Annotated in this window: 12 protein-coding genes; 4 read left to right on the forward strand and 8 right to left on the reverse strand. The window is 51.6% G+C overall.

Annotation, left to right across the window (positions count from 1 at the left end; all coding sequences use genetic code 11):
* Positions 1–5: 5 nt before the first annotated feature.
* Genes IVG45_RS16045 through metH form a run of 3 tightly spaced genes read right to left on the reverse strand, consistent with a single transcriptional unit; the run spans position 6 to position 4,455 of the window.
* On the reverse strand, positions 6–266 hold the full coding sequence (locus IVG45_RS16045; RefSeq protein ID WP_196434805.1) for a glutaredoxin family protein: 261 nt from the start codon (positions 264–266) through the stop codon (positions 6–8).
* Positions 266–766, reverse strand: coding sequence for a TIGR00645 family protein (locus tag IVG45_RS16050; RefSeq protein WP_196434806.1), 501 nt, complete (start codon positions 764–766; stop codon positions 266–268). The genes IVG45_RS16045 and IVG45_RS16050 overlap by 1 nt, the downstream gene beginning before the upstream one ends.
* A gap of 14 nt (positions 767–780) precedes the next feature.
* A complete protein-coding gene (gene metH / locus IVG45_RS16055; protein ID WP_196434807.1) occupies positions 781–4,455 on the reverse strand; it encodes a methionine synthase in 3,675 nt (1,224 codons plus the stop codon).
* A gap of 78 nt (positions 4,456–4,533) precedes the next feature.
* Here metH and IVG45_RS16060 point away from each other — a divergent pair, with 78 nt between their 5' ends.
* The gene (locus IVG45_RS16060; RefSeq protein WP_196434808.1) at positions 4,534–4,722 is read left to right on the forward strand and encodes a DUF2970 domain-containing protein; all 189 of its coding nucleotides are present in this window, start codon (positions 4,534–4,536) and stop codon (positions 4,720–4,722) included.
* 63 nt (positions 4,723–4,785) lie between these two features.
* On the opposite strand, the gene IVG45_RS16065 is transcribed toward IVG45_RS16060, so the two are convergent.
* Entirely contained in the window at positions 4,786–5,205 is a 420-nt protein-coding gene (locus IVG45_RS16065) for a hypothetical protein (protein ID WP_196434809.1), read from the reverse strand.
* Positions 5,206–5,423: 218 nt separating this feature from the next.
* On the opposite strand from IVG45_RS16065, the gene IVG45_RS22845 reads away from it, so the two are divergent.
* The 3 genes from IVG45_RS22845 (at position 5,424) to IVG45_RS16075 (ending at position 7,848) form a co-directional block, all read left to right on the forward strand.
* Positions 5,424–5,552, forward strand: a complete 129-nt coding sequence (locus IVG45_RS22845; RefSeq protein WP_255189959.1) for a hypothetical protein — start codon at positions 5,424–5,426, stop codon at positions 5,550–5,552.
* Between the two features lie 136 nt (positions 5,553–5,688).
* Positions 5,689–7,596, forward strand: a complete 1,908-nt coding sequence (locus IVG45_RS16070; protein WP_196434810.1) for a DCC1-like thiol-disulfide oxidoreductase family protein — start codon at positions 5,689–5,691, stop codon at positions 7,594–7,596.
* Between the two features lie 114 nt (positions 7,597–7,710).
* On the forward strand, positions 7,711–7,848 hold the full coding sequence (locus IVG45_RS16075; protein ID WP_196434811.1) for a hypothetical protein: 138 nt from the start codon (positions 7,711–7,713) through the stop codon (positions 7,846–7,848).
* Positions 7,849–8,244: 396 nt separating this feature from the next.
* Here IVG45_RS16075 and IVG45_RS16080 read toward each other — a convergent pair whose 3' ends face one another.
* The 4 genes from IVG45_RS16080 to glyQ are packed head-to-tail and all read right to left on the reverse strand — an operon-like array spanning position 8,245 to position 12,491.
* A complete protein-coding gene (locus IVG45_RS16080) occupies positions 8,245–9,000 on the reverse strand; it encodes a lysophospholipid acyltransferase family protein (RefSeq protein WP_196434812.1) in 756 nt (251 codons plus the stop codon).
* Complete coding sequence (gmhB, locus tag IVG45_RS16085; RefSeq protein WP_196434813.1) at positions 8,966–9,508, reverse strand: D-glycero-beta-D-manno-heptose 1,7-bisphosphate 7-phosphatase; 543 nt, start codon at positions 9,506–9,508, stop codon at positions 8,966–8,968. The genes IVG45_RS16080 and gmhB overlap by 35 nt, the downstream gene beginning before the upstream one ends.
* Positions 9,505–11,574: a glycine--tRNA ligase subunit beta gene (gene glyS / locus IVG45_RS16090; RefSeq protein WP_196434814.1), complete on the reverse strand. Its 2,070-nt coding sequence runs from the start codon at positions 11,572–11,574 to the stop codon at positions 9,505–9,507. The genes gmhB and glyS overlap by 4 nt, the downstream gene beginning before the upstream one ends.
* Positions 11,575–11,576: 2 nt before the next feature.
* Entirely contained in the window at positions 11,577–12,491 is a 915-nt protein-coding gene (glyQ, locus tag IVG45_RS16095; protein ID WP_196434815.1) for a glycine--tRNA ligase subunit alpha, read from the reverse strand.
* Between the last annotated feature and the right edge of the window lie 59 nt (positions 12,492–12,550).

The raw sequence follows: 12,550 nt of genomic DNA on the forward strand, positions 1-12,550 counted from the left end.
GCAAACTAGCGCGATATTTCGCTCCCGGATTCAACCCCGATTTGCACCAAGAAATCCCGAACCCGCTCGGCGTCGAATGGCCAGCCCAGTTCCGACCCGCTCGGCAGGTGCAGCAACACCGGTATGCGAATCGCATAGCGCTGCTGCCATTGTTCGTCGGCCATGATGTCTTGCTTGTCAAAACTCAAACCAGCCCGCAACAGCAATTGCTCGGCGTCCTCGCACAAATGGCAGCCATCGGTGCCAAACAACAGGAAAATGGTCATCAGTGTTTGGAAATTTTGTCCAGATAACCCATGATGAATGCGGAAAGCACCAAAGTCAGATGGATGATGACGTACCACAGCATTTTTTCGTTTGCGGTATTTTCCACTTCCATGAAAACTTTCAATAACCTGATCGACGAAATGGCGACGATGGAAGTGGCGACTTTCAGTTTCAGCGAGCCGTAATCGTGGGTACCCAGCCAATCCAGCTTTTCGGCTTCGCTGCCGATGTCCAGCCGCGAGACGAAATTCTCGTAACCGCTGAACATCACGATCAAGGTCAAACTGCCGACCAGGGTCAAATCGATGAATGTCAACAATTTCAAAATGATCTGGCCGTCGTCGACTTCCAGAATATGCGGCACGAAGTGGTACAATTCCTGGAAAAATTTAACGGCCAATACCAGCAAAATCAGGCTCATGCCCAGAAAAACCGGCGCCATGATCCAGCGGCTGGCATACATCAAGCGTTCCACAAAATGTTCGAGGCGTAACTGCATACTCTTTACCGGTCTCAATGGTGTAAATGCGCCGCCAACCAGCGTTCCGCCACTTCGATATTCAAACCTTTACGTTTGGCGTAATCCTGCAACTGGTCTTGATCTATCTTACCAACGTTGAAATACTGCGACGCCGGATGCGAGAAATACCAGCCACTGACTGCTGCGGTGGGATACATGGCAAAATTCTCGGTCAACTCGATGGTTGTGGATTCGGTCACGTTCAATAGCTCAAACAACTTGGCTTTTTCGGTGTGGTCCGGGCAGGCGGGATAACCGGGCGCGGGACGGATGCCCTGATAGGCTTCCTCGATCAAGGCGTGGTTGTCGTGGTCCTCGTCTTCGGCGTAGCCCCAATAATCGCGGCGCACCGCCTGATGCATGTATTCGGCGAACGCTTCGGCTAAACGGTCCGCCAAGGCTTTCAGCATGATCGAACTATAATCGTCGTGGTCTTTTTCGAATTCGGCCAGTTTGGTTTCGATACCGATACCGGAGGTGACCGCAAAACCTCCCAGATAATCGGCGATGCCGCTGCCGACTGGCGCGATAAAGTCGGACAGACAGTAATTGGCCCGGCCCGGCGCCTTGACGTTTTGCTGACGTAAATGGTGTAACACCTCACGTTGCTGGCTGCGACTGTCGTCGGTATACAGCACGATGTCGTCGCCGTCGCTATTGGCCGGAAAGAAACCGATCACAGCCTTGGCGGTTAGCCAGTTTTCGCGAACCAGCTGTTGCAACATGGTCTGCGCATCTTCGAACAACTTGGTCGCTTCAGTGCCGACTATGTGGTCGCTGAGAATCGCCGGATAGCTACCGGACAATTCCCAAGTCTGGAAGAACGGGGTCCAGTCGATGTAACGCACCAGCGTCTCCAACGGAAAATTGGCTATGACTTTGGTACCGAGGAATTTTGGTTTAACCGGCTGGTGGTCGGCGTAATTGAATTTATTTCTTCGCGCTGCTTCCAGGTCGTGCTGCGGATTCTTGGCGTGGCGGCCTTTATGACGTTCGCGCACCTGTTCATATTCGGCACGGGTTTTCTCGACGAAATCGGCTTTCAAGTCGTCGCTGAGCAGGGCGCTGACCACGCCGACGCCGCGCGAGGCATCGGTGACATAAACCGTCGGCGCTGCCTGATAATTGGGTTCGATCTTGACGGCGGTATGCGCGCGCGAAGTTGTGGCGCCGCCGATTATCAACGGAATCGTGAAGCCTTGCCGCTGCATTTCCTTGGCGACATGCACCATTTCGTCCAGCGACGGAGTGATCAGGCCGCTTAGACCTATCACATCGACTTTTTCATCGCGCGCGGTTTTCAAAATCGTCTCGGCCGGCACCATCACACCCAAATCAATGACTTCGTAGTTGTTGCATTGCAGCACCACGGCGACGATGTTTTTGCCGATGTCGTGGACGTCGCCCTTCACGGTGGCCATCAACACCTTGCCGTTGGTTTGGCGTTCGCTGCCATCGACTTCCGCGTCCATGAACGGCATCAGATAGGCCACGGCTTTTTTCATCACCCTGGCCGATTTCACCACCTGCGGCAGGAACATCTTGCCCTCGCCGAATAGATCGCCGACCACGTTCATGCCGTCCATTAACGGGCCTTCGATGACGTGTAGCGGTTTTTCGGCTTCCAGTCGCGCCTGTTCGGTGTCCTCTTCGATGTAATCGGCGATGCCTTTTACCAGCGCATGTTCCAAGCGTTTAGTAACGGGCCATTCGCGCCACTCCAGGGTTTCCACCTTGGCGGCCTGGCCGCTGCCGCGATATTTTTCGGCAATTTCCAGCAGTTTTTCGGTACCTTCCGGGGTGCGGTTCAGGATTACGTCTTCGACGGCGTTACGCAATTCCTGCGGAATATCGGCGTAAATCGCCAACTGGCCGGCGTTGACGATACCCATGTCCATGCCGGCTTGCACCGCGTGATACAAAAACACCGCGTGGATGGCTTCGCGCACCGGGTTGTTGCCGCGGAACGAGAACGAGACGTTGGAAACGCCGCCGGAAATCAAGGCATGCGGCAAGGTCTGCTTGATGATGCGGGTGGCTTCGATGAAGTCGACGCCGTAGTTGTTATGTTCTTCGATGCCGGTGGCGACCGCAAAAATGTTCGGGTCGAAGATGATGTCTTCCGGCGGAAAGCCGACTTGCTCGGTCAAAATTTTATAGGCGCGGCTGCAGATTTCCACCTTACGGGCCATGGTGTCGGCTTGGCCTTGCTCATCAAACGCCATCACGATCACTGCGGCGCCATAGCGGCGCACCAGCTTGGCGTGCTTAATAAACGCTTCCTCGCCTTCCTTGATGGAAATCGAGTTGACGACACCCTTGCCCTGGATGCATTTCAGGCCGGCTTCCAGAATCTCCCACTTTGAAGAGTCCAGCATGATCGGCACCTTGGCGATATCCGGCTCGGCGGCGAGCAGATTCAGAAATCGCACCATCGCCGCTTTCGAATCCAGCATGCCCTCGTCCATGTTGATGTCGATGATCTGCGCGCCGTTTTCGACCTGCTGTTTGGCAACGTCCAGCGCTTCTTCGTAGCGCTCTTCGACAATCATTTTTTTGAACACCGCCGAGCCGGTGACGTTGGTACGTTCACCGACGTTGACGAACAAGGTATCCGGACCGATGCTCATCGGTTCCAATCCGGCCAGATGACAGCGTTTTTCCAGTTCCGGGATCTGTCTCGGCGGATATTTACTAACGGCGCCGACAATGGCGCGGATGGTATCCGGCGAGGTACCGCAGCAGCCGCCGATAATGTTCAAATAACCGCTGGCGGCCCAATCGGCCAACTCTGCGGCCATTTGTTCCGGGGTTTCGTCGTATTCGCCGAATTCGTTAGGCAGGCCGGCGTTGGGGTGGGCGGAGACGTAGGTGTCGGCGATGTTGGACAGTTCTTCGATGTACTGGCGCAGCTCCTGGGCGCCCAGCGCACAGTTGAAACCGATCGAAATCGGTTGCACGTGTTTCAAGGAATACCAGAACGCGGCGGCGGTTTGTCCTGACAGCGTACGGCCGGAGGCGTCGGTAATGGTGCCGGAGATCATTACCGGCAATTTGTAACCGAGTTTGTCGAAAGTCTTTTCGACCGCGAATATCGCCGCCTTGGCATTCAAGGTGTCGAACACCGTTTCGATCAGAATAATGTCGGCGCCGCCGTCTATCAGACCCTGGGTGGCTTCGCTGTAGGCTTCGACCAAGTCGTCGAAGGTGATATTGCGGAAGCCGGGATCGTTGACGTCGGGCGACATCGACGAGGTGCGGTTGGTTGGTCCCAATACGCCGGCGACGAAACGTGGTTTGTCCGGTGTCAACTCGCTGACTTCTTCGGCCGCCTGTTTGGCGACTCGGGCCGAGGCGACGTTGATTTCATAGGCTAGTTCCTCCATCCGGTAGTCGGCCATCGCCACGCGGGTGGAGTTGAAGGTATTGGTCTCGATGATGTCCGCGCCGGCATCCAGATAGGCGCGGTGTATGGCCTTGATGATGTCGGGCTGAGTCAGCGACAGCAGGTCGTTGTTGCCTTTCAGATCGACCGGCCAATCGACGAAGCGTTCGCCCCGATAATCCTTTTCGCCCAGCTTGTAGCTCTGTATCATGGTGCCCATGGCGCCATCCAGATATAAAATTCGTTGTTTTAATTGCTGGTTTAATCGTTGTATGCTGTTCATCGGCGAATAATCGGGTGTTAATCGAACTGCGGCACCGGCTTGCCGCGCTTAATTTTGAACCATTGGATAAGGGAAATCATGACCAAGCCCAGTCTGCTGCACGTAGTAAAAAGTGTTCTTGCCGCCGCTATCGGCGTACAGAGCAACAAAAATCGAGAAGTGGATTTCAAGCATGGCTCGCTGCCAGCTTATATCATCGTTGGACTTATTGGGACAGTGCTATTCATTTTTGCGATCATCTCAATCGTATCGCTGGTGACAGGCTAAATTAGTATTGTTCAGCCACAAAAAAGCCCAAGTCTGCTTGGGCTTTTTTGCCGGCAACAAACCTTAATTACTGGATGTTTTGAAGCTGTTTTTGATGCTTTCGAACATCTCTTTGACGCCACTAAACAGATTGGCCGGTGTCAAAGCCTCTTTCAGGATGAACAGAGTGCGAATCACTGCCACCGCCAAGAAACCCGCGATTGGGGGCAATAGTTCAAAGACAACAGGCATAAACCATCCGCCCGCGCCTTCCTGAGTTTTACGGTCGCCGACGCTGGTTAATTCGCGATCATATTCGCCGCCGACATCCTTACCGTCCATCGCATCCACGAGCATGATGTTTACATTGTAGAACAACACCTGGATCACTAGAAAAACGATAGCACTACCCGCAACCCACATCAAAACGTTGCTTTTTTTTGCTCTCATCAATGATTGGTAAACCCAGATCACCGTCAAAACCATCACAATACCGCCAATCATATTCTTTCCCCTTATAATTAAACTGTTATTATTTTTGTAAAGTCAGCTTGAAATCTCATACTACCTATAATCCGGCAAGATGGCAATTTGTGGCGTCATCTTTCTTTATTAGCTATCAATTGCTTGACTTTAGAGACAGCTAAAGTAACATATCAATCTCGAAAGCCACGAGGCTGGCAGATTTTTTATAACAACTAAACTAAAGGTAGGAGGCACCCATGGGAGCGATCTTAGACTTAACAGAAATGTTAAAAGAACCATCAGGTATGATTGGAGCGGTAGTTATTATCGCTGCAGGATACTTCTTCGTAAAATGGGTGTTCGCTGAGCCTAAAGACGAAGAATAAGCTAGATTGCTTCTCGAAGCCTAGTTTTTCTGATTAAAGGCGGCACGGTATACCGAAGCCGCCTTTTTTATGCCCGGTTGTTTTTCGCGGCTTAAAATACCCTATAATTTGTGCATTTTTGCCTTCCAGGTTAACGATGTACCAATTACTCGCCTCCAAAATCCACGCGCTTTACCTGCAACAGGCTCCCGCCACCGGCATCGGCTTATTTCGTTTACTGTTTGGCCTGGTTACGCTGCAAGAAATATTCTTCCTGATTTATTTCAATCATCTGATTTTCGATCCGATTCCGTTCATGGATGTGGAATTCCCGATGATCACCACGTTCCTGTGGCTATGGGCGGCAATTGCTGTTTGCCTAATGGTAGGCTACCGCTGCCAAACGGCAAGCATCGCCAACTATCTATTCTGGCTGATTTTTGTCAATTTCACGCCGATGCAACGGGATTTCGACGGCGGCTTTGACCTGTTCATGATAGGCGCCAATTTCTTCCTGATCTTCATGCCCATCGATAAAGCCCTTGCAATCGATAGCCTCAGGAAAAAACTAGCCACGCCATTTATCCACGACTCCCAGCTTCACCCGGTAGCGGTATCGAGACTGACCTACTATCTTCCTATCATCATTTGCCTGGGTTTTTTATATTTCGATTCGGCCATACACAAGATGTTTGCCGAACATTGGCGTAACGGTCTGGGGGCCTGGCTGCCGTCGTCCATCCCTTATTACATTTCGGCGCTGGACATGTCCTGGCTTTTGAACATCGAAAGTCTGCAAAAGCTGATTGGCTATACGATCATCGTATTTCAGTTCACTTTTTTACTGTTTTTTCATTTCCGCCTGTTAAGACCATTATATCTATTGCTCGGCATGGCTCTGCACCTGGGCATTACTCTGTCTTTCAATATTTATCCTTTCGGCATGGGCATGCTGATTTTCTATAGCTTGATGATGCCGTTCTCCTGGTACCGCCAAATTGGGGTATGGCTCAAAAAACCTCGGCCTATTCTGACGGTTTTTTACGACCAATTATGCCCGCTGTGCAACCGCACCGTACTAATCCTGAATCATTTCGACATTTTGCAGGCGGTGGATTTCAAACCGGCTCAAATCCATGCGCGCGACTATCCGGCACTCAATGGACTGGATGATAAAACCTTATTGGTCGATCTCTATGCACTGAATGCGGAACAGCGGCTTTATGCCGGCATTGACACCTATGCCCAAATTTTTATCGCGATGGGCTACACGGCATTGATCGGTTGGATCATGAAACTGCCACTGATCCACAGCTTGGCGTCGTCTTGCTACCGCCGTATAGCCGATAACCGCGCTCGTTTGACCTGTGACGTCAGCTGCATTAAACAATCGAATCCGGTATTTCCAGCCACACTGTATGATCAAATTTTTGCGGTGGAACAGCCTAAACAACAAAAACGCCATGCTTATAAAATCGCAAAAATATTGATGGTGATTATTCTGTTTCAACTCAACTGCAGCTTGCACTATGGTTTGCTGTACCGGCTTAAGGTAGATACCCGTCAATCGCCGATCACCAGCGCCATGGCGGACATGAGTAATGCACTACTGATGTTCTCGCACACTTTTTTAGGGATTACGCCCCACGCCCTGTACCTGCACGATCATTTCGAAGGCTATAACCATTTATTGGCCATTACCTATCTAGACAGCAACGGCACCGAGCATTGGCTGCCGTTCATCAACGAACAAGGTCGCCTGTTGGCACCCAATTGGGGACGAGTACATTCGATGTGGGCCAACATTGCCGTCACCCCCAATATCGACGAAGTCAGGCTGAAAAAATTCATTATGAAAGTGACTGCTTTCTGGGGCACCAAAGTCAATCTGGACCTGGAAAACACTCGATTCATCATCAAAATGAAGAAAATAAATGCACCTTCTATCTGGGAAAAAGACTTGAGAAATAACAATTTAGCTGGTGACTGGCGGGCGATAGGCACGGCTGAATGGCGAGATAGAGAAATCAAGATCAACCTGCCTAAAGACATCGACGCGCTCTAAAAAATTGGTTCGAATTGGGTATTGCATACAAGGTTTTGTCATGTTATAAAATTTAGCGTGTCCGTCGGAGGGCACAAAAAATTATAAAAAACCTTATTTAATTCGGAGGATGTTATGAAAAAAGTATTTTCTGTCTTGGCTATGGCCCTTATGATTGTTAGCTTGAGCGGTTGCATGGACGATCCCGACCAAGGCAACCCGAAACCTAAAAACTATGGCACACCTAACCAACAAGGTACTGGCGTCAACTGATCATAGCACTGACAGGTTTTCAAAATCCCTGCGTAAGGCCCACAACCGTGGGCCTTATGCACATATAAGTACTTAATTTCTTCCAAAATATTTTTTTTAGTTTGCGCCAGCAGTTTTGCCATGATATAAATTCCGCCGTGCTTAATTTACTTTTAGTACACAAAAAATATAAAAACTTTTAATTGGAGGATGTTATGAAAAAAGTATTATCTCTTTTAGCGATGACCCTGATGATTGTTGGCTTGAGCGGTTGCATGGACGATCCTGATGCGTCAAAACAAAAAGTTTCTAGCTCTACTTCAGTACAGCTTTAAATTTTAGATGTAAGGCCCATTTAGGTGGGCCTTATGTTTTTTTCAGAACACCTTCTTTTTAAACTTCCTTTCCTTCAATACCTCAAGCCTCTATTGCGATACGATTCATGGCTTGAGCTATCCATTGCTCGGTTTCGGCAATAATTTCCTTTGTAGTTTTGTCCTGGGTTGAAATCAGCGGCCCGATTTTGACTTTTATTATCCCAGGGTATTTTAAAAAGCTGTTGCGAGGCCAAAATTCGCCGGCGTTATGCGCCAATGGAATCACCGGGAATCCGGATTTTTGCGCCAGCATCGCTCCTCCGGCATTGAACTTTTTATAGGCACCCGGGGCAACCCGAGTTCCTTCCGGAAATATCAATACAAATAAGCCCTCCCGCAGACGAGCAATGCCTTGATCCAGCAGCATTTTTAATGCTTCCTTCTGGTTACTCCGGTCAATCGCGATAGGCTTCAAGGTCGCCAATGCCCAGCCACCGAACGGAATTTGTAACAACGATTTTTTTAGCACCGCGGTTTGCGGCGAAATAATCTGGCGCAAGGCAATGGTTTCCCAGGCCGATTGATGCTTGCTGAGTATCACCGCCGCCTGATTTTTGGGGATATTTTCCAACCCTTCCACTTCGTAGCGCAAGCCACAGCAAAGATTCAGCATATACAGCAAACAATTGATCCAGATGTCGGCAAACTTATAGCGCGTGGCAAACGGCAGAAAAAAACCGCCCAGGATTGCCACACCGACGATAGGCGTCGAAAACACGACATAAATAAAAAACAGGGTAGAACCCAAATATACTTTGAAATTAGCTGGTCGAGACGATATGCGTGGCTGCGTCATAAAGATTGTCAAAAATAGGGAGTTTGAGTTGTGGATGGTTATGAATGGTTTGCCGGCCCTTACCGGTTTTTACCAGCATCGGCTTGGCGCCTGCCGCCAGACTGGCTTCGATATCCCGGTACGAATCGCCAACCGAATACACGTTTGTCAGATCAATCCGCTTTTCCTGGGCAAAAGCCTCAAATAGTCCGGGCTTGGGTTTACGGCAAGTGCAATGATCCTCGGGCCCGTGCGGGCAAAAATAAATCGCCTCGATCCTGCCCCCCATTTCGGCCAGCATTCGCCGCAGCTTATCGTGCATGGCCTCCAATGCCGCTAGATCGAACAAGCCCCGGGCAATACCGGATTGATTGCTGATCACGACCACCTTGTAGCCATGCCGGTTTAACTCGGCAATGGCTTCCAGGCTACCGGGAAGCGGCAGCCATTCGTCCGGTGATTTAATGAAAGTGTCGGAATCGACGTTGATGGTGCCGTCACGGTCCAGAATGACGTAACGATCCGTCACGATTGCAACTTGGAAATATCGGCGATTTTCAAGAACTGGTTGGATAACATAGCCAACAAGGCCAGACGGCTGTTACGCAATGCCACATCGTCGGTATTGACCATTACGTGATCGAAAAACGCATCGACCGTGTCGCGCAACTGCGCCAGCCGACTCAAAGCTAGCGGATAATTTTGCTCGGCCAACATCGGCAGAATCTCGGCATCGGAATCTTCGGCCGCCGACAGCAGATTTTTTTCTTGCGGCTCGACCAAAGTACCGATATTTTCCGAAATAGCTTGTTCGGACTTTTTCAGGATATTAATGATGCGCTTGTTGGCGGCAGCCAGACTTTCCGCTTCCGGTAAAGCGCGGAAAGATTGGACGGCGCGGATGCGCAGCATGAAATCCAGCGGCCGGGTCGGATTAACCGCCAGCACCGCTTCGAACTCGTCGCTGCTGTAGCCTTGATCTAGGCAATAGCCTTTCAGGCGGTCAAAGATGAAATCGATCACTTTCCGGCGGGTTTCGGTCTTGTCGAATTTGTGACTGAATTGCTCCAACGCCGCATCCAATAATTCGACCACGTCCAACGCGATGCCGTTTTCGATCAACACCCGCAAGATGCCGAGGGTCGCGCGACGCAAAGCATAGGGATCTTTGTCGCCGGTCGGAATCAAGCCGGCGCTGAAGATGCCGGCCAAGGTGTCGATTTTTTCTGCCAGCGCCAGCACTTGGCCGATCTGGCCGCTGGGCGTCGCGCCACCGGATTGTTTCGGGTAATAGTGTTCTTCCAACGCCAACGCCACCTCGGCATGCTCGCCATCGGCAGCCGCGTAATAACGCCCCATGGTGCCTTGCAGATTGGCGAATTCGCCGACCATGTTGGTCATTAAATCGGTCTTGGCCAACAGCGCGGCGCGCTTTACCAATGCAACATCGGCGCCCAGTTTTTCGGCGATCAAAGCCGACAGATTAGCAACGCGTTGGGTCTTGTCGAACAAGGTGCCCAGATCTTTTTGGAAGACGATGGTTTTCAGGCTGTCAACGCGGTCGGCCAGCGACTGTTTTCTGTCTTGTTTCCAGAAGAATTCGGCGTCGACCAGACGCGGCAACACCACCCGCTCGTTGCCTTGGCGAATCGAATCCGGGTTGGAGCTTTCGATGTTGGCGAAGGTGATGAAGTGCGGCAACAAGCCACCTTTGTCGTTCTTGACCGGGAAATATTTCTGGTTGGATTGCATGGTGGTGATCAACACTTCCTGTGGCAATTCCAGGAAGCGGGCGTCGAAGTTGCCGACCACCGGCACCGGCCATTCGTTCAGCGCCGCGACTTCTTCCAGCAAATCGTCCTCGATATGCGCAGTGCCGCCGACCTGGCTGGCGGCCTGATTGGCGGCATCACGGATAATGGTCATGCGTTCTTCGAAGTCAGCCAACACCTTGCCTTGCTGTTTCAAGGTTTCCAGATAATCGTGCGGGCTGGCGATGCTCAAATCCTGTGGCGCGTGGAAGCGGTGGCCACGGGTGATGCGGCCGGTAGTGCGGCGCAGTATTTCGGTTTCTATCACTGCGTCGCCGAACAACAATACTGCCCAATGCACCGGACGGGCGAATTCGGCGTCAAAATTGCCCCAGCGCATGCGCTTGGCGATCGGCAGATTGTTCAGGCTCTTGCGGATGATGTCCGGGATCAATTCGGCGGTGGCTTGGCCTTTGACCGCTTGCTTGAAAATCAGCCAGGAGCCCTTGTCGGTTTCCAGCTTTTCCAGTTGCTCGAAGCTGGCGCCGCAACTGGACGCAAAGCCCAGCGCTGCCTTGCTCGGTGTGCCATCGGGACCGTACGCGGCTTGCAATGCGGGGCCGCGTTTTTCCACGACCTTGTCGGCTTGGAAGGTTTGCAGATCGTCGATCAATACCGCCAACCGGCGCGGCGTCGCATAAGCACGGCCTCGGTTGTAGCCGAGGCCTGCCTCGTTCAAGCCGGCGAGGATGTTGTCCAGCAAGGCCTGGCTGAGTTTTTTCAAAGACTTTGGCGGCAATTCCTCGCAGCCCAGTTCGAACAATAAATGATTGGTCGCAGTCATGGTTACGCTCCCTGTCTGGCGAGAATCGGAAAGCCCAGCGCTTCCCGGCGGTTGTAATAGGCTTCGGCCACCGATTTGGCCATGTTGCGTACCCTTAGGATGAAACGTTGACGCTCGGTGACCGAGATGGCGTGGCGGGCATCGAGCAGGTTAAAGGAATGCGAGGCTTTCAACACCATTTCGTAAGCCGGCAGCGGCAGGTTTTTATCGAGCAGCATCAGGCATTCGCGCTCGTAGGTGTCGAAACAGTTGAACAGGAAATCGACATTGGCATGGTCGAAGTTGAACTCCGACATCTCCACTTCGTTTTGATGAAACACGTCGCCGTAGGTGACCACGCCTTGCGGGCCGCGGGTCCAGACCAAGTCGTAGACCGACTCCACGCCTTGCAGATACATGGCGATACGTTCCAGACCGTAGGTGATTTCGCCGGTGACCGGCTTGCATTCCAAGCCGCCGACTTGTTGGAAGTAGGTAAACTGGGTGACTTCCATGCCGTTCAACCACACTTCCCAGCCCAGTCCCCAGGCGCCCAGGGTCGGCGATTCCCAGTTATCTTCGACGAAGCGAATATCGTGTTCCAGCAAATCCAGACCCAAATGCCGCAACGAGCCCAAGTAAAGCTCCTGGATATTGTCCGGCGACGGCTTCATGATCACCTGGAACTGGTAATAATGCTGCAAACGGTTGGGGTTTTCGCCGTAACGGCCGTCGGTGGGGCGGCGTGAAGGCTGTACATAAGCCGAGTTCCACGGCTCCGGCCCGATGGCGCGTAAAAAGGTGGCCGGGTGAAATGTCCCCGCGCCTACTTCCTGATCCAAAGGTTGTAACAACACGCATCCTTGCTCCGACCAGTATTGCTGCAAGGTCAGAATCAGGCCCTGAAAGGTAGAGACATCGTTTTTGCTAGTCGACACGTTGTAGCCACTTGAGTGATAAAAATGGGCCGATTATAACTGAAAAACCGCGATCAAGC

Source organism: Methylomonas sp. LL1 (genome assembly GCF_015711015.1).
In the GTDB taxonomy this organism is placed as follows: Bacteria; Pseudomonadota; Gammaproteobacteria; order Methylococcales; family Methylomonadaceae; genus Methylomonas.